At 53.8% G+C, this 21,288-nt stretch carries 21 protein-coding genes; 2 read left to right on the plus strand and 19 right to left on the minus strand.

The features are described from left to right. Positions 1-62 precede the first annotated feature (62 nt). From glgA to FMM01_RS07920, 17 genes are all read right to left on the minus strand, one after another. Positions 63-1,547, minus strand: a complete 1,485-nt coding sequence (gene glgA / locus FMM01_RS07840) for a glycogen synthase GlgA (protein ID WP_150393255.1) — start codon at positions 1,545-1,547, stop codon at positions 63-65. Between the two features lie 95 nt (positions 1,548-1,642). Then, positions 1,643-2,812 (minus strand): glucose-1-phosphate adenylyltransferase subunit GlgD, encoded by a 1,170-nt coding sequence (glgD, locus tag FMM01_RS07845; protein WP_150392144.1) that lies wholly within the window; start codon positions 2,810-2,812, stop codon positions 1,643-1,645. Positions 2,813-2,814: 2 nt separating this feature from the next. Then, complete coding sequence (locus tag FMM01_RS07850; RefSeq protein ID WP_027829639.1) at positions 2,815-3,960, minus strand: glucose-1-phosphate adenylyltransferase; 1,146 nt, start codon at positions 3,958-3,960, stop codon at positions 2,815-2,817. Between the two features lie 12 nt (positions 3,961-3,972). Continuing rightward, positions 3,973-5,928 carry a 1,4-alpha-glucan branching protein GlgB gene (glgB, locus tag FMM01_RS07855; protein ID WP_150392145.1) on the minus strand — a complete coding sequence of 652 codons (1,956 nt, stop codon included), beginning with the start codon at positions 5,926-5,928 and terminating at the stop codon, positions 3,973-3,975. 324 nt (positions 5,929-6,252) lie between these two features. Next, positions 6,253-7,536 (minus strand): serine hydrolase, encoded by a 1,284-nt coding sequence (locus FMM01_RS07860; protein WP_150392146.1) that lies wholly within the window; start codon positions 7,534-7,536, stop codon positions 6,253-6,255. Further along, positions 7,523-8,743, minus strand: coding sequence for a sensor histidine kinase (locus tag FMM01_RS07865; RefSeq protein ID WP_051225493.1), 1,221 nt, complete (start codon positions 8,741-8,743; stop codon positions 7,523-7,525). The genes FMM01_RS07860 and FMM01_RS07865 overlap by 14 nt, the downstream gene beginning before the upstream one ends. After that, entirely contained in the window at positions 8,740-9,432 is a 693-nt protein-coding gene (gene croR, locus FMM01_RS07870; protein ID WP_035441395.1) for a response regulator transcription factor CroR, read from the minus strand. Before croR ends, FMM01_RS07865 begins: the two co-directional genes overlap by 4 nt. A 232-nt stretch (positions 9,433-9,664) precedes the next feature. Then, complete coding sequence (locus FMM01_RS07875) at positions 9,665-9,988, minus strand: hypothetical protein (protein ID WP_150392147.1); 324 nt, start codon at positions 9,986-9,988, stop codon at positions 9,665-9,667. A 90-nt stretch (positions 9,989-10,078) separates the two neighbouring features. After that, entirely contained in the window at positions 10,079-11,566 is a 1,488-nt protein-coding gene (gene guaB, locus FMM01_RS07880) for an IMP dehydrogenase (RefSeq protein WP_027829642.1), read from the minus strand. A gap of 117 nt (positions 11,567-11,683) precedes the next feature. After that, positions 11,684-12,448 (minus strand): DUF1129 domain-containing protein, encoded by a 765-nt coding sequence (locus tag FMM01_RS07885; protein WP_051225494.1) that lies wholly within the window; start codon positions 12,446-12,448, stop codon positions 11,684-11,686. 27 nt (positions 12,449-12,475) lie between these two features. Continuing rightward, positions 12,476-13,576 (minus strand): redox-regulated ATPase YchF, encoded by a 1,101-nt coding sequence (gene ychF / locus FMM01_RS07890; RefSeq protein WP_027829643.1) that lies wholly within the window; start codon positions 13,574-13,576, stop codon positions 12,476-12,478. A gap of 42 nt (positions 13,577-13,618) precedes the next feature. Then, positions 13,619-13,870 carry a DUF951 domain-containing protein gene (locus tag FMM01_RS07895; protein WP_150392148.1) on the minus strand — a complete coding sequence of 84 codons (252 nt, stop codon included), beginning with the start codon at positions 13,868-13,870 and terminating at the stop codon, positions 13,619-13,621. 15 nt (positions 13,871-13,885) lie between these two features. Beyond that, positions 13,886-14,764 (minus strand): ParB/RepB/Spo0J family partition protein, encoded by an 879-nt coding sequence (locus tag FMM01_RS07900; RefSeq protein ID WP_027829645.1) that lies wholly within the window; start codon positions 14,762-14,764, stop codon positions 13,886-13,888. After that, complete coding sequence (locus tag FMM01_RS07905) at positions 14,754-15,521, minus strand: ParA family protein (protein ID WP_150392149.1); 768 nt, start codon at positions 15,519-15,521, stop codon at positions 14,754-14,756. The genes FMM01_RS07900 and FMM01_RS07905 overlap by 11 nt, the downstream gene beginning before the upstream one ends. Before the next feature lie 13 nt (positions 15,522-15,534). After that, positions 15,535-16,509 carry a nucleoid occlusion protein gene (gene noc, locus FMM01_RS07910; protein ID WP_150392150.1) on the minus strand — a complete coding sequence of 325 codons (975 nt, stop codon included), beginning with the start codon at positions 16,507-16,509 and terminating at the stop codon, positions 15,535-15,537. 53 nt (positions 16,510-16,562) lie between these two features. Next, positions 16,563-17,297, minus strand: a complete 735-nt coding sequence (rsmG, locus tag FMM01_RS07915) for a 16S rRNA (guanine(527)-N(7))-methyltransferase RsmG (protein ID WP_150392151.1) — start codon at positions 17,295-17,297, stop codon at positions 16,563-16,565. 100 nt (positions 17,298-17,397) lie between these two features. Next, positions 17,398-17,979 (minus strand): GNAT family N-acetyltransferase, encoded by a 582-nt coding sequence (locus FMM01_RS07920; protein WP_223850023.1) that lies wholly within the window; start codon positions 17,977-17,979, stop codon positions 17,398-17,400. Positions 17,980-18,051: 72 nt separating this feature from the next. Here FMM01_RS07920 and FMM01_RS07925 point away from each other — a divergent pair, with 72 nt between their 5' ends. Both FMM01_RS07925 and FMM01_RS07930 read left to right on the plus strand, forming a co-directional pair. After that, positions 18,052-18,435 carry a DUF4430 domain-containing protein gene (locus tag FMM01_RS07925; RefSeq protein ID WP_150392152.1) on the plus strand — a complete coding sequence of 128 codons (384 nt, stop codon included), beginning with the start codon at positions 18,052-18,054 and terminating at the stop codon, positions 18,433-18,435. Continuing rightward, positions 18,435-18,968 carry an ECF transporter S component gene (locus FMM01_RS07930; protein ID WP_150392153.1) on the plus strand — a complete coding sequence of 178 codons (534 nt, stop codon included), beginning with the start codon at positions 18,435-18,437 and terminating at the stop codon, positions 18,966-18,968. Before FMM01_RS07925 ends, FMM01_RS07930 begins: the two co-directional genes overlap by 1 nt. A gap of 40 nt (positions 18,969-19,008) precedes the next feature. Here FMM01_RS07930 and FMM01_RS07935 read toward each other — a convergent pair whose 3' ends face one another. Beyond that, on the minus strand, positions 19,009-19,437 hold the full coding sequence (locus FMM01_RS07935) for a hypothetical protein (protein ID WP_051225496.1): 429 nt from the start codon (positions 19,435-19,437) through the stop codon (positions 19,009-19,011). A gap of 88 nt (positions 19,438-19,525) precedes the next feature. Beyond that, a complete protein-coding gene (locus tag FMM01_RS07940) occupies positions 19,526-21,142 on the minus strand; it encodes an APC family permease (protein ID WP_150392154.1) in 1,617 nt (538 codons plus the stop codon). Positions 21,143-21,288: the final 146 nt, after the last annotated feature.

Consider the following 21,288-nt stretch of genomic DNA (forward strand, 5'->3'; position numbering starts at 1 on the left):
AATATCCCCCCAATATAGGGCACGCCGGCCACACTGGTGGTGGTCGGCGTGCAGTTGCATCGTCATTTTTGTGTCAGCAAACCCGTATACAGATCAATGTAAGCCTGGGACGCATTCGCCCAAGAGAAGTTCTCCGCCATGGCATTCTGCTGCAGCTGAGCATAACTCTTCGGCTTGTTGACGTAAACATCATAGGCGTACTTCATCATATCTTCCAGTACATCAGCCCGATAATCATTGAACGAGAAACCGGTGCCTTGCCCGGTAAACTCATTAAACGGCTGAACGGAATCGCGCAGTCCGCCGGTGGCGTGGACAATGGGAATCATCCCATAGCGCATCGCCATCATTTGGGCGAGACCCGACGGCTCAGTGGCGGATGGCATCAGGAAGAAGTCGCCGCCAGCATACATGGTTTGCGCCAGATGGGAGTCAAACCGAATTTGGGCGGAAAAGGCACCCGGATAGCGGTAAGCGACCCGCTTGAAGGCTTCTTCCAGGTCATAATCGCCGGTCCCCAGGATGATGAACTGACAATTATGCTCCAGCTGGAAGCGATCCACCACGTCTACCAGCAGATCGGCCCCCTTTTGCCGGGTCAGTCTGGATACCATGACAAAGAGCGGCTCATTCGTTTGCGGCAGGCCGACTTCCTTTTGCAAAGCCGCTTTGTCCTTCTTCTTCCCCGCTAAATCCTTAGCGGAGTAATGCGCGGCCAAATGCGGATCGGTCTCCGGATCATACAGCTCCGTGTCGATCCCGTTTAGAATACCGGACAACTTCCAGGCATTCCAGCGCAGCACCCCATCCAAGCCGTGACCAAAAGCGGGCGTCTTGATCTCTTCCGCGTAGCTAGGCGATACTGTGTTCACCCGGTCGGCAAAGTTGATACCGCCCATGAGCATGTTCACTCCGCCATTCTGGTTGAAGCCCATGGCATTGAAGTACTGGCGGCCCATGGCAAAAACGGAATCCAAAATCACGGCATCGTATTGGCCTTGGAATTCAATATTGTGGATCGTCAGCACGGTGCGAATATTGCGCAGCGGCTCGATCCAGCTGAATTTGTCGTGGAGCAGGACGGGAATGAACGCCGTCTGCCAGTCGTTGACGTGGAGCACATTGGGAATGAACTTAACGAATTGCAGCATTTGCAGCACCGCTAAATCAAAGAAGCCGAACCGTTCGGCATCATCCCAATAGCCGTAAAGGCCATCCCGGCCGAAATACTGGAGATTGTCAATGAAGTAGTACTGGACATCGCCCAGCTTCATTGTCAGAATACCGCAATACTTATCTTGCCAACCGACCTTCACCGTCATACTGCCCAAAAATTGGAGCTGGCGCTGATATTCAGCCGGCATCAGCTTACTGTAATACGGCAGCACAACGCGAATATCCACGCCATGCTTCGCCAGTGCCTTGGGCAGCGCATAGGCGACATCGCCCAAACCGCCGGTCTTAAAGAACGGTGCGCCCTCACTGGCGGCGAACAGAACCTTTTCCCGCGGCTGCTCCGGCGGAACTGCTGGTGCTGGCTGCTGGATACGCTTCGGCGTCGGCGTCTGAATTTGCTTTGGTGTCTGGGTCTGGATTTGCTTTTGCGCTTGTTTCTTGGTTTGCTTCTGATTGCGTTTCTGAGTCACGATTGCAGCACCTCTTCCGCCGCGCTTTGGTCAAGGATCGTGGTACCTTTCTTCAAGACGATCGGTGCTTCCGGCGTACCGATCAGCTTCACATCCGGACCGACGACACAGCCCTTATCCATGATGACATATTCCACGTCGGCGCCATTGCCGATCCGCGAGCCCTGCATGATGATGCTGTGCAGGACTTGGGCGTCGTGGTCCACGTACACATTCCGGAACAGGACGCTATCCCGCAGCTTGCCGTAGACCCGGCCGCCGGTGCCCAGCAGCGAACTGAGGACATCCGCTTCCGGCGCGAAGTAAGTCGGTGCTTCGTTCTTGTTCTTGGTGTAAATGGCCCGCTGACTGAACAGCAGAGAATGGAACTTCTCTTCATCCAGCATATCCATGTTGGCCTGGAAATAACTGGGAATGTCGTGAATCGTGGCGCAATACCCGGTGTACTCAAAGGCATTGGCTTGCGCGGTGGTAATCTCTTGGTGAATCAATTGGGGCAGACGAATGAACTTGCCGGAATTTTGCACGCGGCTGAGGAGCTCGATCAAATAGTCCGTCCGCGTTAGATACATCTGCATACTAATTGGCTTGGTGTGATTCGATACCCGTTCCTTGACGTCTTTGCTCGGGGCAAAGTCAACCACTTCATTGTCCGCATCCAAAACAAAGGCTTCTTGTTCCGGATTGGCGGTCGCGGTCGGAACACTGCGGTAAACCGCCGTGATCGGGTTCGGCGATGCTTGGTGGAACTGGAGCAAGGCACTCACATCAATGTTCGACACATGCCGAGCCCCGGTAATAAAGACATACTCGCTCTTGGATTTGATCAAGAAGGTCAAATAATTGTCGTAGTAGCGGTGAATATTGGTTGGATCATCATAATCCCGGGTGGCCACATACGGGAAAGTAAAGACCCCGCCGGTGATCGTGTCCATATCCCAGGCTTGACCGGAACGAACATGATCTTCTACACTGCGGGAAGACTTAGGCAGGAAGATGCCGACGGTGCGAATGTCGGCGTTGCTGATGGCGGATAACGGAAAATCGACCAACCGATATCGGCCAGCAAACGGCATGGTCCCCACCGGCCGTTCGTCCGTTAAGGGCGCCAAGGCTTCGCTGGGTTCATTCAAATCGATAATGGCACACATATCTTGTTTACGCATGATTAGTCGTCCTCCTCCATTCTGCCAAGTACTTCTTGGAAGCCAACCACCGCAATATCATCCGGGGTGCCCACGACTTGGCCGCCGTCACCGATGATCGCCCGTTCGCCGACAATGGCGTGGTCGATCAAAACATTCTTGCCAATCACAGCATTGGGCATGATCATACTGTCGCGAATGACTGAGCCGGTACCGATCTTGACGTTTTGCGAAAGAATTGAATGGTCCACTTCCCCGGCCACGTAACAGCCGTCCACGATCATGGAGCGGTGGACCTTGGCGGTGCTGGTCACAAACATTGGCGGTAACGCGTCGTTCCGAGAATAGATCCGCCAGTTGCGATCATCAATATCCAGCGGATTATCAGGTTCCAGGAATTCCATGTTGGCCTGCCATAAACTTTGAATCGTGCCGACATCCTTCCAGTAGCCATGGAACGCATAGGCATAAGTCGGCTCATTGTGGCTCAAGTAAGCCGGAATAACATCTTTACCGAAGTCTTCCATGCGGCCATCTGTGCTGTAGCTGTCGGTCAGATACTTCTTCAATGTCTGCCAATTGAAAATGTAAATCCCCATGCTGGCCAGATTGCTCTTAGGATGCTTGGGCTTTTCTTCAAATTGGATGATTCGGTTGGTCTCATCTGTGTTCATGATGCCGAACCGGGTGGCTTCCTGCATGGACACCGGCAATACACCAACGGTCAAAGACGCATGCTGGGCCTTGTGGTAAGCCAGCATGGCTTCATAATCCATTTTGTAAATGTGATCCCCAGATAGAATCAATACGTATTTCGGCGAATACAGGTCAATATAAGCGATGTTTTGGTAAATGGCATGGGCGGTCCCCATGAACCATTTCTCACCTTCACTGGACGCGTAGGGCTGCAATACCGTTACCCCAGCGTTCTTCTCTGCCAGTCCCCAGCTGGCGCCGTTTTGAATATGGGCATTGAGTTCCAGCGGTTGATACTGGGTCACGACCCCGACGGTGTTCACCCCCGAATTAGAACAGTTGCTCAGCGCAAAGTCGATGATCCGGTAACGACCACCAAACGGTACAGCCGGCTTCGCCGTGAACCGGGTCAGTTTGCCTAACCGAGTCCCCTGGCCGCCAGCTAAAATCATAGCAAGCATTTCTGTACTCATTGATTGCGGAAGTTAAACTTCCTTCTCTCCCTTCATTCCTTTACTCCGTGGTGCGGCTTGGTCCGCTGGGTGAACGTTAACCGGTTTCAAGATCAACGCACTCATCGCCGGCAGAATCACATTCAACGCATCCGGCTCGCTCTTATAGGGCTGGCCGATGGTCATCAGCTTCTTCTGGGGCTGGGTCCAAGTCCCGCCAAATTCCTTCATTTCCGTGTTCAGCAACTCCGTGTACTCCCCAGCAAACGGCACTGGTACTCGGTACGGTGATTTTTGAATCGGCTCCAAATTGAACACAAAGACTAAGAAGTCGTCCGTGGTTTCACTCCGGCGGGTGAACGTGATCGTCCCGCTTTGCGGATCATCCGCGTTGGTGATCTGCATCCCCTGCGGATCATGATCCAATTGCCAAAATGCGGGATCATCCAGGTACAAATGATTCAAATGGGCGGTGAAGTGCTGCATGGCTTTGTTCATCGGATCATTCAAATCACGCCACTCCAGAGCACTCCAGAACCGCCATTCCAGGAACTGGCCCCATTCGCTGCCCATGAAAAGCAGTTTCTTCCCCGGATGGGCCATCAGCCAAACGAACATCGTGCGCAAATTGGCAAATTGGTTATAGCGGTCCCCAGGCATCTTATGCATCAGGGATTTCTTCCCGTGGACCACTTCATCATGGGAAAACGGCAGAATGAACTGTTCGTCGTCCATGTACATGAAACTGAACGTTAACAGGTTCATATGGTCCCGCCGATACAACGGATCCATTTCAAAGAACTTGAGGGTATCGTTCATCCAGCCCATGTTCCACTTGTAGTTAAAACCTAACCCGCCCGCGCTGACCGGTCCGGTCACCTGCGGAAAGGCGCTGGCCTCTTCCGCGATCATCAGGATATCCGGATGATACTGGAAGACCACCGTGTTCAGCTTGCGAATGAATGCCAAGCCTTCCAAATTGCTATTGTTCCCGTATTTATTGACGGTCCCTTCTTTGCCCTCATCGTAATCCAGATACAACATGTTGGAGACCGCGTCCACCCGAATACCGTCCAAATGACATTCATGCAGCCAATACTGAGCGCTGGAGATCAGGAAACTCTGGACCTGGGCTTTGCCCAAATCAAAGTTCCAAGTCCCCCAGCGAACATTGTCGGCCCGGTTGGGATCAGCGTATTCAAACGTGGCCGTACCGTCATACTGGGCTAAGGCATCCATGTTGCGGATGAAGTGGCCAGGCACCCAATCCATGATCACGCCGATATTCGCTTGGTGAAACTTGTCCACCATGGTTAAGAATTCAACCAGCGAGCCGAATCGGCTCGTCGGCGCAAAATACCCCATCAACTGATAGCCCCAGGAGGCATCCAGCAAATGTTCCATGAGCGGCATGAATTCCACATGGGTATAGCCTAATTCGTGGAGATAGGGAATCATCCGGTCCGCCAGCTCTGGATACGTCAGGTACGACCCATCATCGTGACGCTGCCAGGAGCCGAAATGGACTTCGTAAATATTGATCGGTTCATGGTAAGGCCGCTTGGCTTTGCGCTGCTTAAGCCAGGCTGCATCGTGCCATTCAAAGTCCGGCCGATCCAGTACGATGGCCGCATCCCCGGGCTTATGTTCATAGCCTAAGGCGTACGGATCAATTTTTACCGCCTCTTGACCATCCGCTTGGGTGACAGAGACCTTGTACAAGTCATTGATTTTGCATTGATCCGTCTCCCCGACCCACCAGCCGGTATTGGCCAACCGGGCTAGTTTCAGCGTCGGTTCCCAATTTGTGAATTCCCCCATGATCGCCACGCCCTGGGCATGGGGCGCCCACACCGTAAAGCGGAAGGTGGGCTGACCCGGCGTGACCCGGCGACAGCCTAACACCTCATAGCTTTGGTAATACGTGCCAGTATTAAATAAATACGCACGCTTCTCTAATTGCGACAGATTTGATTGCACACCGCCCATCCTTTCTTCATGCTCAACATGGTACAGAACGCTACGGCCCCGAGAAACTTCTTCCTTACCCCGAAATAAATGTTCCCAATTACGATTATACAGAGAAAAGGTCGTGAGCGTGTGGGAAAAGGCTTATCAATTTTGGTCCGTACCAATAAAATAAGCGGTTCACGTGTTTGCAACCTGTCTCTTCTCCTCAAGTGTAACAAATCGCAAAGCGGACGTGAAATGGAAAGGCCTAGCAAAAAACGCCCTGCTCCGCGGGGAGAGGACGCTCAATATATCAAAAACCTATTTGAAATGAAAAACATAGTGACAAATTTCGAGCCGCTTTCAGAACAAATTTCCTAACCAGCGGAAGAACCGTTCAAAAATATTGAGTTTGCCCACATTCTGGGTAGCAATCAAATTGACTTGCTGGGTGTTGACCCGGGGCAAATAGCCCAAACTATCATCCGCCAAAGACGTGCTGGCCACTTGATCACCCTTTTGTACCGGGGCGCTGGTCGCCGCTTTCCTACCCATGGCCAAAACCGGGGTGGCCAACTGGCCGTTGTGCTGCCACGCCACGACTGGTTTAGCCAGGCCCACGGCCACCGCATCCTGTTTGCCGTCAGTTACTGACAGTTTGGCAATTTTCGTATTGTTCGGCGTTAACGTCACCGGCCGCCATTGCTGATTTACTGCGCGCAGCAATGCTGCAGTGGCAGTGAAGCGCTTGGCATTATCGGTTTCGGCCCCATCCGCATGGAGCACGACACTGACCAGCCGCCGACCCTGCCAAGGCATGGTGGCAACAAGACACTGGCCGGCCAGATCGGACGTCCCGGTCTTCAGCCCATCCACTGGCAGATCGCTTTGCGCCAAGGAGTTGCCAGTGAGCAAGGCATTCCAGTTGGTCATCGCGTAAGTCTGCGTATCGGTGACGGCAAAGTTTTTATGCACCACCGCAGAATCTTTCAGCACGTCGGGATACGTCTGCAGCAAATGGCGCACAACCAGACCGATATCGGCAGCACTCATCTTATTTTCGCCATCGCTGGGCGTGCCCGGCACCCGCAGACTATCCGGAATCAAACTATTGTTCAACCCGCTGGTCGTATAAATCGTGGCGTCTTGAATGCCTAACGCATCGAGATGGTCCTGCATTTCTTTAATAAAAGCCTTTTGCGAACCGGACAATTTATTGCCCAGCAGCATCACCGCCACGTTCGCCGAGTAGATCCAGCCAGCATCGTAAAGCTCTCGCACAGTATAGGCGTGATTGGCTAAGGGCACGTTGGATAAATTCGTATCCTGGCTGAGTTTGATTTCCGCCGCATTGGGCGTGACCGTGTCGGTCCATTGCAGGCGGCCGTGACTGATGGCGTCGCGGATCACGTACAGACTGACAATTTTAGTCAGCGAGGCCAGCGGATAAGCGGTCAAATCATCTTTAGCCGCCAGCACTTTGCCGCTCTGCAAATCAAAGGCGACACCGGCCTTGGCACCGATAGTGATGGTACTGGTATTCACCGGCGCTGCGGCCGCTTGCGCGATTGGCGCGGCAGCGCCCAAACACAGTAAGGTCAGCCACAGGACAATGAGGCTGACCCAATTCTTCTTACGCAGTTGCATGATCTTGAGTTCCCACTTTCTGATGACGTGCTTGTTCCACTTGCTTAATGGCGTCTGGTTTGGCAACGGGCTTACCGGGCGCGGCCGGGAGATAGATGACAAAACTGGTCATCTTGGCATCGGAGGTGGCATAAATGTAGCCGCCGTGAAGCGCGACGATGCTCTGGGCAATGGCTAAGCCCAGCCCCGAGCCGCCGGTTTCCTGGGAGCGAGACTCCTCGACCCGGTAGAACCGGTCGAAGAGGTGGCTGAGCGAATCATTGGGAATTTCCGCGCCGTCGTTAGCCACCTTGATGATCACCTCACTGCCGACTTGTTGCGCCGTCAACCAGATGTGGGTCGCCCCCTTGCCGTATTTCAACCCATTCACCAGCAGATTATTGAACACGCGCACCAGTTTCTCCGGATCCGCCGTCATGACCAGCGGATTAGGCGTGGTATCAATATCGATACTGATTTTCTTCTTCTCTGCCTCCAGCTCAAAACTGGCGGCTAGCTGCGCCAATAAATTAGTCAGTGAAAATTCGGTCGTATTCAAATGAGTGCCAGTCTGCCGGACTTTGGTGTATTCAAACAAGTCGTCTACCAGCACTTTCATCTGCTTAGACTTCACGTAGGCCGTGTGGCTGTACTTCAACAGCTCTTCTTCGGAATGATATTGACGGTCCTCAATCAGACCGAGATAACCGATGATCGACGTCAAGGGGGTGCGAATGTCATGACTGACGTTAGAAATCAGCTCATCCTTTGATTTCTCAATCTGCCGCTCCTCATCCATGGATTGCACCGTGGAATCCACCAGGGCATTGATCGAATCAATCACCTTTTGCAGGTCTGTTTTCACTAAGAAAGGAATTCGGTGGCCCAAATGTCCCTCGGCAATGTAATGCAGTTCCCGAATCACATGACGCATCTGAATTTGGTGATAGCGGCGGATCAGCCGCCACCAGACGACGATTACATCGACGATGACCATCAAAAAGACGAATAGCCATTGCCAGCTCCAGAGTTGCAGTGTGTTGTTCTGGTTCAGGCCAATTTTCAGCAGCCAAATGCCATCCTGGACCCGGGGTGAACTGTTCAGCACCTGGGTGATCAAGACCAGCACGGCAAAGTTGAGCAAAATCAGGAGCACGACGGTAACGATACCTTCAATGATCAGCTCGCTTTTTTCACGGCCGGTCAGTTTTACTTTTTTTGGAATCATGAAGCCTCAACCTTATACCCGACACCCCAAACCGTCTGGATCACCTTTTCGCCGCCGGTCGCCGCTTCGATCTTGTCCCGCAAGTGGGATACGTGGACCATCACGGTCTTCGCACTGACGATGGATTCTTGCTGCCAGACGCGTTCGAAAATCTCATCGGCTGAAAAGACCCGGTTCGGATGACTGGCTAATAAGTAGAGAATACCGAATTCCAAAGCAGTTAATTGAATGGTCTTCCCGGTCAGGGTAGTTACTTCGTGGGAATCTTTATTGATGTTCAACGGGCCCACCGATAACGTTTCGGGCGCCTCATTGGTCACTTGGCCGGCACTGCGGCGCAGCAGCGACTTGACTCGGGCCATGACTTCCAAGGGATTGAAAGGCTTGGCCACATAGTCGTCGGCACCGGTGATCAAGCCCTTGATCTTGTCCATATCGGCGGTTTTGGCACTGACCACGATGATTGGGATCTGAGAGTCTTTGCGGACTTCTTTGATCACGTCAATGCCGGACATGCTGGGCATCATAATATCGAGGATCATGAGCGCGATGTCGGGGTTGGTGGCGAGTTTGGTCATCGCTTCTTTGCCGGAATAGGCAAGAACGCTGTCGTAGCCTTCATTTTTAACGTAGATGTTGAGTAATTCGACGATTTCTTTGTCGTCGTCGACGATTAGTATTTTTGTCATTGAAAAAACACTCCGTTCAGCTGGGATTGGCGGCGTTGAGCGCTGCCTGAAGATAATAATACCAGAGATACATTAAGAATGTTTAAGGGTGTTGGCAGAAAGGTCCCTCTTTGTACGCCGTGCCAAGTGCTAGCATGCATCAAAATTGAAACATTCCCTTCCTCAGTAATCTTCTATACTTCTCCCTGAATTGCCGCTAACTTATTCAGCCCCTTCTGCAGTTCAGCAGTTGTCAATCCGGCTTCAGTTCGCTCCTTCTCTGGCAGTTGGAGCAAAGCGGCATAGAGCCATAACCCCAATTTAACGTAGTCGTCTTGTTCTTAACGTAGTCGTCTTGTTCCATCGCGTAACGAATCTGAGTAAACTTCGTGAGTGCCTCCTGGTAGTGCTGGGTGTGGAGCAGTTCGCGTAATACGTCTTGGTAAGGCAGGGGCGGTTTATTGGCGGGGAAGATGATGGCGGATTCGGTACCTTCGGCGCGTTTGCCGAGGATATAGCCGAGTTGGCCAGCGATACCTTTGATTTGACGTAATAGGAAATCTGTTTCTTCGGCCATGGTGGTCGCCTCGCTTTCTTAATAATTCCCATTTTAGAGAAAAAAAGAACCGCTGTCAGCGACAACGGTTCAATAGAGACAAATTATTAATTATGCCCGGCTGTAGTTCGGGGCTTCTTTGGTGATCTGTACGTCATGGGGATGGCTTTCCCGCAGGCCGGCGTTGGTGATCCGGACGAACTGGGCGTTGTCTCGCAGGTCAGCGAGATTCGCGGCGCCAACGTAACCCATGCCGGAACGGACACCGCCCATCATTTCATAGAGGACATCGGCAGCGGCACCCTTGGCGGCGACGCGGCCTTCAATGCCTTCCGGCACTAATTTCTTAGTCGTCTTCACGTTGCCTTGGAAATACCGGTCGGAGGAGCCGTGGTCTTGGGACATGGCGGCCAGGGAACCCATACCGCGATAAGACTTGAAGCGGCGGCCTTCGTAAATTTCGAATTCACCAGGCGCCTCATCGGTCCCGGCGAGCATGCTGCCGAGCATGACGGCCCAGCCGCCAGCGGCTAAGCCTTTGACAATATCGCCGGAATACTTGATCCCGCCGTCAGCGATGATTGCCTTGCCCCGCTTGCGGGCTTCCGTCGCCGCATCATAGATGGCGGTGATTTGGGGTACACCGACACCGGCGACGATCCGGGTGGTACAAATGGAGCCCGGGCCGATGCCGACTTTAACGATGTCGACGCCGGCGTCGAACAAAGCAGCGGTGCCTTCAGCCGTGGCAACGTTCCCGGCGATCAAGGTCTTGTTCGGGAAGGCGGCGCGAATCTCGGCAATTTTTTTCAATACGCCAGCGGAATGACCGTGGGCGGTATCGATGATCACGGCGTCCGCGCCGGCATTAAATAACGCTTCGGTCCGTTCCATCGTATCTTTCGTGACACCGACTGCCCCAGCAGCCAGGAGCCGACCATGGCTGTCCTTGGCCGCGTTGGGGTAGTTCTTCACGTTCTCGATATCCTTGATCGTGATCAAACCGCTCAAGCGGCCGTCATCATCCACCAGGGGCAGCTTCTCGATGCGGTGGCGCTGAAGGATCAATTCGGCTTCGTCCAGAGAAGTCCCGACCGGTGCGGTGACCAGGCGGTCCTTGGTCATCACACTATCGATGGTGACGGAGTAATCATCGACAAAGCGCAGGTCCCGGTTGGTCACGATGCCAATCAATTGGCGGGATTCTTCGTTGTCGACGATCGGCACACCGGAAATGTGGTATTTCTTCATTAACGTGTCGGCGGCCAATACGGGACGATCGGCGGTGAGGAAGAACGGATCGGTGATGACGCCGCTCTCGCTGCGTTTGACCTGCAGGACCTGGTCGGCCTGTTCCGTAATCGTCATATTCTTGTGGATCACGCCCAAGCCGCCTTGACGGGCCATCGCGATGGCCATGGGTGCTTCGGTGACGGTGTCCATACTAGCAGAAAGGACCGGAATGTTCAGCTTCAGGTTATCCGCCAGCTGAACAGACAGGTCCACATCCCGGGGCAGTACATGACTCTCGGCCGGAATCAATAACACATCATCAAACGTTAAACCCTCTTTGGCAAACTTGGTATCCCAATTAGACATTACGTGACCTCCATATAGTTTTGTTGTGTAGAATAACAGGAACATTGACCCTTGTCAAGTTTAAATTGATAAACAAAAAACGAACGATTATAAAGGTCTATAATCGTTCGTTCATAATTACTTGTCGTCCGCTGGCGGTGCCGGCATAAAGAAGGACTCGGTGATGTGCAGATACCGGCGCAGCAGGTAGCGCACACCGAATGCCGCGGCACCCAGCACCAGCAATACTGGGGCCGGCAGGACCGGATTGATCACCTTCGGCACAAAGAAAGTGAGCGACAGGACCACCATGGCCACCACCAGCAAGCCCACCATGTAGGCCACCATCTTCCACATCTTGGGCCGCTTGCTCTTAGGCAGCCGCATCAGATCGTTCATTTCCGTGAAAGCCAGACCAAAGACAACGGAGATCACGACCATACTCAGAATACCGGTCGCCCCGGTGCTGTTTTTTGCCTTGGCAAAATAGCTCATGATCCCGTTCATCAAAGTCAGGATGCCCAAGAACATCAGACCACTATCCAACGATTTCTGCCAAAACGGGGTCTTCTTCACCGGCTTGGGCTTATGCGTGATGGCATACGCCTTGACCGTGGGCCCGCCGTACAGCTTGTTGGCGGGGGTCCCGCGGCGCTGGGCTTTCATGATCTCTGGCAGGATCAGCGCCATTTCGGTATCGATCTTCTGTTCTGAATAACCGGCATCACTCAAGGATTTGCGCAGCTGAAAGACATAGTCCGCATTGCGCTTGGAAAGACCAGCGCTGATTTCTTGAGTGCTCATCGCATCGATCTGCTTGTCGATCTCCTCCTGTTTGGACAGGTGGACGACCTTTTCCTGTTGTTTTTCGTGGGCCTGGGCATTACGTTCCCGTGGATCCAAATTATTTTCCTCTTTTCTCACTCATAATCACACATTGAAGCGGAACTCGATGATGTCCCCGTCTTGGACCAGATAATCCTTACCTTCCAAGCGCAGGCGGCCGGCTTTGCGGACGGCCTCCATCGATCCGTATTTATCCAAATCGGTGAAGGACACCGTTTCCGCTCGAATAAAGCCCCGTTCAAAGTCGGAGTGAATGACCCCTGCGACCTGCGGCGCCTTCATGCCCTTGTGGAACGTCCAGGCCCGGGTTTCCGGACCGCCCGCCGTAAAGAACGTGGCCAGACCCAGCAAATGATAGGACGCACGAATCAGGCGATCCAGACCGGATTCTGTCACCCCTTCGGCTTCCAAGAAGTCCTGCTTGTCCGCATCGGGCAATTCGGCGATTTCCTCTTCCGTCTTAGCAGAAATACCGATGGCCTCGGCGTTATCCTTGGCCGCATAATCCTTGACCGCTTGATAATACTTGGATTGCTCCGGGTCGGCCATGTCGTCTTCAGCAATGTTGGCCACGTACAACACCGGCTTAGCCGTGAGCAGGAACAAGCCCTTGACGATTTTTTGCTCGTCTTTGTTAAACTCAATAGACCGTACGGAGCCGCCATCTTCCAGTACCGGTTTGATCTTTTGCAAAACAGCCAGCTCGGCCAGCGCCGCTTTGTCCTTCGTCTTGGCAACCTTCTCTACCTTGCCGAAACGCTTGTTGATGGAATCTAAGTCAGCAATGCTCAATTCCAGATTAATGGTTTCGATGTCGTCCACGGGATCGACCTTGCCGGTCACACTGGTGATGTCATCGTCGTCGAAAGCCCGTACGACATGAACAATAGCGTCCACTTGGCGGATGTTTTCCAAGAACTTGTTGCCCAGGCCTTCCCCTTTGCTGGCACCTTTGACGATCCCGGCAATGTCGGTGAATTCAAAGGTGGTGTGAACGATCTTCTTCGCCGGAATAATTTCATCGATCCGGGCGAGACGCTTGTCGGGCACTTCCACCATCCCCACGTTAGGGTCAATCGTGGCGAAGGGGTAGTTGGCCATTTCGGCCCCGGCCTTCGTAATTGCGTTAAACAATGTGGACTTGCCGACGTTGGGCAGTCCGACGATACCTGCTGTTAATGCCATTTTGCTTGCAAACCTGCTTTCCAAAATATCTGTATGCTGATGTTACAGTCCTGTATTGGGCGGATCTAAGGGGCGCGGCTGAACGTAATGGGGCTCATTAGCAGCCGCCACGTCCGCTGCCGCGGTCAATACTTTCTTCATCTTCTTGGTAAATTCTTGGCGGGGCATCATGATCATATGCCCGCACCCCATACACTTAATGCGAATGTCCATGCCGACCCGCAGAATCTCCCAGCGGTTCGTGTCGCAGGCATGGGGTTTCTTCATTTGTACTAAATCACCTAGGGCAAACATGGGCGCAGCCTCCTCTTAGTCGGTGTCGTCCAGAGAAATGGACAGCACATCCAAAATGCGGTTCAAATCGTCTGTGGAGACAAAGGGAATCTCGATCTTGCCCTTCCCGGCCTTGCTCTCCTGGATGGCCACCTTGGTCTGGAACCGTTGCCGCAGTTGTTCCTCGGTGGCTTCCACAAACTTAGACCGTTGGGGCTTGGGGGCGTGCTTCTTAGCCGGTGTCTGGTTCATCTCGCTGACCAGCCGTTCCAATTGGCGGACGGTCAAGGATTCCTTGATCGTCTTTTTAGCCACCGGCATGATCTGGGCCTTGTCCTTCAACCCCAGCAAAGTCCGGGCCTGGCCCATGGATAATTCGCCATCGGCTAAGTACTTCTTCGCTGGTGCCGGCAGGGACAGGATCCGCAGATAATTGGCAATGTACGGCCGGCTCTTGCCCAACCGCTCGGAGACCTCGGCTTGGGTCAAGTGCAACCGTTTGAGCATCATGTCATAGGCTTCCGCCTCTTCCAGCGGGTTCAGATCCTCCCGCTGCAAGTTTTCCAGAATTGCTGCTTCCATCATCGTGGAATCATCCAGTTGGCGGACGATGCCGGGAATGGTGGTCTTCTGGGCGATCTTTGACGCCCGCAGCCGCCGTTCCCCGGCGATCAATTCATAACCGTTGACGCTCTTCCGGACAATGATCGGCTGCAAGACACCGTTTTGTTCAATCGAATGGGCCAGTTCCTGTAAACTGTCATCTGTAAATCGTTGGCGCGGTTGGTACGGGTTCGGGCGAATATCCGCCACGGGCAGTTCGGCCACGACTTCCTCAGCCTTCTCACCGGTTTCGATATCGGCGAACAGGGCATCAATACCCCGGCCGAGTCCTTTACGTTTCTTAGTCGCCATAGCGCGCCACCACCTCCTTGGCCAATTCCCGGTACGCTGTTGCACCCCGGGATTGGCTGTCATAATCAATGATCGACTCCCCAAAACTTGGGGCCTCCGCTAAGCGGGTCGCCCGAGGAATAATCGTTTTAAACACCTTGTCAGCGAAGTGCTGCTGCACTTCCGCCACCACTTGAGCGGCCAGATTCGTACGGGCATCAAACATCGTCATCAAGACCCCGAGGATGGCAAGATCCGGATTGAAATGTTTGCGCACCAAATCAATGGTTTGGAGCAGCTGGCCCAGCCCTTCCAGGGCGTAGTATTCACTTTGGACCGGAATCAAGATCCGATCCGACGCGGTGAAGCCGTTGAGTGCCAGCTGGCCCAGGGACGGGGGACAATCAATTAAAATATAATCATATTGTCCCTGCACCGGAGCCAAACCATTCTTCAACCGGGTCTCCCGGGCAATCTGAGTGGTCAGCTCTACCTCGGCCCCAGCCAGTTGCAAAGTGGCCGGAACGATGTCCAGCCCTTTGCGCTCCGTCGGCCGGATCGCTGGGGCCAGCGGTGCCTCATCGATCAAAATTTCGTAGACATCATGCTGGATGGAGCTTTTTTCGATTCCTACCCCGCTGGTCGCGTTACCCTGGGGATCGATATCCACCAGCAGCACTTTTTTGCCCATCTCAGCCAGTGCGGCGCCCAGATTAATGGTCGTCGTGGTCTTGCCCACGCCGCCCTTTTGATTTGCTACGGCAATTACTTTCGCCAACCCAGGTGGCCTCCTACTCTGTGTCTGTTTTATCGGCCGTCGGGACCGTGATCTGAATGTGGTGGCCAGCATCGTCGTCACTCTCGGAATACGTGATCGGCACCCCCGCCTCCTGGACCATCGCGACAGACTTCTTAATCGTATTGATAGCCACCCGGGGATCGGTACTATGGGTACTGCGCACCCGTTGTTTCGGCTGACTTGCCGGGCGCTTCTTCGGCATTGGCGCTGCGGTATGCTCAGTGGTGTCCGCCTCAGTTTCGGCCGCTGTTGGTGCTGCTGGTTCGGGCCGCGTCGGCGCAGCGGGTTCCGGATGCAGCAAGTGATCCACGAGTTCTTCCGTTTCTTTCACGTTCAGCCCATCCTGAAGTACTTTATGCAGAGCCAGCTGCTGCTGCAAATCATCCAACTGGAGCAGAGCGCGGCCGTGCCGTTCGGTGATCTGACCATCCATGATGGCCTCTTGCACCGCGTCAGACAGTTTCAGCAGGCGCAGCTTGTTGGCCACAAAAGATTGGGACTTGCCCATCTGCTGCGCCAAGCATTCCTGGGTCAAATCGTTAAGCTTCATCAAGGCCGCATAGGCCCGGGCTTGTTCAATCGGCGAGAGCTGTTCCCGCTGCAGATTTTCTACCAGTGCCATGGACGCCGTCTCCTCATCATTCATCTTCTGGACGATGGCCGGCACTTCTTTCCAGTGCAAACTGCGCACCGCTCGAAAGCGCCGCTCACCCGCAATGATTTCGTAATGATCTGATTCATATTCCCGCAGGACGATGGGCTGGAGCAGCCCGTGTTCCTTGATCGTCCCGGCCAATTCTGAGATCCGCGCATCGTTGAAGTGTTTGCGCGGTTGGAACCGGTTGGGCACGATATTGCCCAGCGGCACCATCACGACTTGATTCACCGTCTGCTGCTGATCCGCTGCCTCGTTGGTTTCCTGCTTCTGCGCTTTGTGCGTATTTTTCTTGAAGAAAGAAAATGCCATTTTCTGTCATTGCCTCCGTATTGCGATGCAGGCCTGCATCGACGCGTATCCGTTTAATGACTCTGAACGAGCGGCTCAGCGTGGGGCGTGCCGGCCTTGCGCGGATACCGTTTGGGCGTATGCCGTGTTTTGCGATACACCAGCAAGTGGCGCTCGCCGGCTTCTTCCGGCAAGGTCAGCGCCACGTCCTGTTCAAGCTTGGCCCCGAGTTGCGCCACCGCATACTCGGCCGCCGCCTCTTCCGCTGGGGCACTGCTGCCCTTCATGGCGACGAAGACCCCGCCGACTTTGGCCAGCGGCAAGGTCAGCTCGGCCAAGACGTTCAACGGCGCCACCGCCCGGGCGGTCACGACATCGAAGGCCTCTCGCTGGGGACTGCGCTTGTTGCCGGCATCCTCGGCGCGGCCATGGATCAAGGCCACCCCGGTGAGATCCAATTGGCCGACCGCATCGTTCAAAAAATTAATTCGCTTTTGTAAAGAATCGAGTATCGTGAGGGAGATTTGAGGAAAGGCAATTTTCACCGGAATACCCGGCAAACCTGCGCCGCTGCCGACATCCATCATCGCCAGAGGTGCAGTCGCCAACGCAGGCACCGCTTGGATCAGGGTCAGGGAATCGTAGAAATGTTTCAAATAGACGTCCCCTTCAGCGGTGATCGCCGTTAAATTCATTTTTTCATTCGCGGCGACCAATAATTCAAAATATTGGTGAAACTGCGCCATCTGCGCAGCCGTCAGGGTCAGCCCCTGCTGGGCCAGCGTTTCTTGGAAAACTTGCGGCGTCATTGCCCGTGCTCCTCTCGTCTATTTAACCGTGAAACACAGAGTGTTCCACATTTCTCCACTTTACCTGAATGAGCGACGAAAAGCAAGGCAGGTCAAGGGGTTAGCGTTTTATTTCAGCGAAGGGAACAAAGGGCTGCGGGGCCGTGTTGCCCGAAGTCAGCACCTTGGTCAGCCACAGTACATCCCACCACTGGTCCAGCTTATAGGCAAAATGGGGAAATAAAGCATGCTGGGTGTAGCCGTCCCGTTCGTGAAAGCGGATAGAGCGGGCGTTATCCGCCGTGATGCAGGCGCCGAGGCTGACGACGTGCTGCTGGCGCAGGGCGGCCTCCAAGGCTTGGTATAACCGGCGGCCGATACCATGGGCGATGGCGTCTTGGGCAACGTATACTGAGACCTCCGCGGCCCAATCGTAGGCAGTGCGGAAGCTGTAAGCACTGGCATACGCGTATCCTTGAATCATTCCCTGATCATCCACGGCAACCAGGTAGGGGTAACGCTGAAGCGTCGTTTGGATGCGCCGGAGAAATTCTTTAGCAGTCGGCGGCGTGTATTCCATAGTGATCACGGTACTGGTGACATAGGGGGCGTAAATGGCCGCCAGACGAGGCGCGTCGGCAGTAGTAGCAATGCGAATGGTGATGGCGATAATCCTCAACTTCTTCCATAATGATGTGCCCATAGTTTACCGCGAAATGGTCGGCAGCGATGGTATAATTTGGGTACTGTTTCATTGTTGAGGAGGACTATTGTCTTGAAGAAAATGATACCAACTGTTTTGATTCTGTTTGGCTTGCTTGCCCTGCTCGCCGGTTGTACCGCCGGCAGCCAGCCCAAGCACGTTGCCGCCGCCACGATTTCAGTCACCTATGAATTGCGGGAAAACAACCAGGCCTTTGCCAAAAAGACGATTCAGGTGCCGAAAAACAACGCTGTCGTCCTGACCGGCTTGAAGAAAGGCTGGTCAGTCAAAGCCGCCAACGGCTTCATCACCAGCATTGCCGGCAAGAGCCAAAACACCGCCAAGAAGATCTACTGGCTGTACACCGTCAACGGCAAGATGGCCAGCAAGGGTGCGAGCCAGCAGAAAGTCCAAGCCAAGGATAAGGTCGTCTTCAACCTGGCCCCGACCAAATAATGCCATTCACCACGCCCAATCGAACCCGCCAAGTCACCCTCCTCGCCATGCTCACCGCGCTGTGTGCTGCCCTGCGTATTGTCAAGATCCCCATTCCCAATGTCCAGCCGGTAACGGCGATTCTCATGCTGGTCACCCTGCAATTGGGTCTTGCCGCCGGCCTGATCCTCGCCGTGAACACGATGGTCCTGTCGAACATTTTCCTGGGTTTCGGCATTTGGACCATCCCCCAGATTGGAGCGTACGCCGGGTGTATCCTGCTGGTCGGCTTTCTGGCCCGCGTGACGCCGCTGCGCCGCTGGTTTTGGGCTCAGCTTACCCTCTGCGGTCTGCTTGGATTTCTCTACGGCTTTCTCGTCAGCCTCGGTATGGCCGTCTTTGGCCAACTCAGCGGCTTAGGCTTCTGGGCGTATTATCTAGCTGGCATCCCCTTTGACGGCTACCATGCCGCCGGAAATCTAGTATTCTATTTTGTATTGAAGAAGCCATTGGTGCTAGCCCTGACCAAGTATCAGAAAAGCGGTCAAAACTGATTTCTCAGCTTGACCGCTTTTCATATGCCATGGCAGAGCCCTAGTCGGTTAATTCCCGCTTCGGCTCTTTCTTTTCTTTATTCGCTTCTTTATTCATCTCGTCCACCCAAGCCTTGGCATGCTTGACGGCATCGGCCGTCAGCGCATCCCAATCATCATACTTGGCCAGTTGAATCACCAATTCATCCGGGTTGTCATTGAACACACTGCGGTTATTGATGGTGATGTTGAACTCGTCAAACCGGTACTGATCGCCGAAGTGGCGAATCTGCAAAACGAAATAGCCGGACTCGTATGTATGCTCGTTGTCAGCCTCTTCATAGAGTACCTGCAACTGGCGCTTGTCGTCCTTAAACTCAAACGTCTTTTTCAACGTATCCCACAATTGGTTATAGTGTTCATGCAAATCTTTGATTTGGGCGTCGCTGAGGTCCTCGTCGAAGGCAATTTTTTTACCTGCTAATTCCATATTGACATCTTCCCTACATTTAATCGACTCTTGCAATTTTCATTCTACGGCTCTGGCCGCCTTCATTCAAGGGTGAAAGCGTAATGGTCTATTTGTTTGCTGGCAGTTTGACCCGCTTATTAACCATCTTGGCTCGGCCAAACGACTTGGATTCCCAATGGCTATGGATGCCCCAGTAATAAAACAGGAGCGCGCCGATGATCAGCACCAAGAAATCATAGGGGTAATGGATCCAGTTCAAACCATTGAACTCTTGACTGCCGATCAGGGACATTACGGATAGGAAAATCAAGTACGTCAGCAGCCAGGCGCTGCCCTGGACCTGTTTTTTAGTATTCGCCCAGCCCGTCCGCCATTCGAAGTAGAGATAGAACGGAAAGCCCAGCAGGATCACTAAGATGACTTCCACGGTAGTCGGCCATTTTGCCCAATAGGTCGCCAGCGACGCCAGCACGAAGGCCAGCGGGGCCATGATCCGCAGATGGGCCGAGGTGACCGGGCGTTTGAAGTTCGGCGCCATTTTGCGCAAAGACACGACAGTCGTGGGACCGGTCAGGTAGGCAATCAGCGTCGACGTGGAAATCACACTGGCCAGCGTACCCCAGGAACGGAACACGGATACCATGGCCATACTGAGGATGGCGTTGACCACCATCGCCACCCGCGGTGTCCCGTAACGGGCATCAATTTTGCCGACAAAATGGGGAATGTGATTGTTCCCTGCCATGGCCTGCAACGCCCGACCGGTGGAGGCGACAAACGACACGCCGGTACCAAATGGCGAAACAAAGGCATCCATGTAAAGCAGGACAGACAACCAATTCAGGCCCAGCAGGACGGCCAGATCGGCAAACGGCGAATTGAAGTTGATCCCTTGCCAGCCGTATTTCGCCAGCTGGTGGGGGGGCATCGCCGTGATGAACGTGCTTTGCAAGAGGATATACAAGACCGCACTGATCACCAGTGAAATGGCGATCCCTTTGCCGATATTTTTGCCCGGCTTTTTTACTTCATCGCCCATATTGATCACGGTCTGGAACGCGTTGAACGAAAAGATGATCCCGGATACCGAGGTCGCCGCGAAAATCGGTGCAGTGCCGTAAGGCATGAACGCCTGGACCGTGTGGCCGTAATTGCCGGGGTGAAACCCGGAAATCGTCAGCATGATGATCGTCAACAGCGGCACGCCGACCTTGAACACCGAAATAAAACTGGTGAAGCGGGTCAGCAAGGTCACGGACCAATAATTCAGCAGCGTGAACACGACGATGAACGCGAAGACCACCAACAGCCCCACCGTGGTGATCGGCCCGTTTTGCAGAAAACCGCGGGTGAAGCGGGCCCAGGACCAGGGCCAAGAGGCCATATATTGCACCGCCGCCACGGCTTCGATGGGAATCAGGGTGATCAGCGACACCCAGTTGGCCCAGGCGGCGATGAAGCCCAGTAACGACCCATGGGTGTACTGGGCATATTTGCTCATGCCCCCGGATTCGGGAAACATTGTCCCCAGTTCGATGTAATTGTAGGCGATGGTGCCGATCACCACCGCGCCGATGACCCAGGAGATGAGTGCTGCCGGCCCGGCGACCTTCGCCGCTTCCCAGGCCCCGAACAACCAGCCGGAGCCGATGAGCGACCCCAGTCCGAGCATCACGAGTTGAAATAAACTGATCAGTTCTGTTTGTTTCTTCTTTGCTGCCATATTTTCTGAAAAACCCTCCAAAATGTAACTGCCTAAAAAAGAATCAGTCTTGCCCAGTGTAACATGTCCCGCTTGGTTATCGGTCCCAAGTCCCTTTTTCCCTGCCCGCATTCGTGGTCCAATAAGGGTATCACCTTTGCAGAAAG

The sequence above is a fragment of the Schleiferilactobacillus harbinensis genome (assembly GCF_008694105.1).
GTDB lineage: Bacteria > Bacillota > Bacilli > Lactobacillales > Lactobacillaceae > Schleiferilactobacillus > Schleiferilactobacillus harbinensis.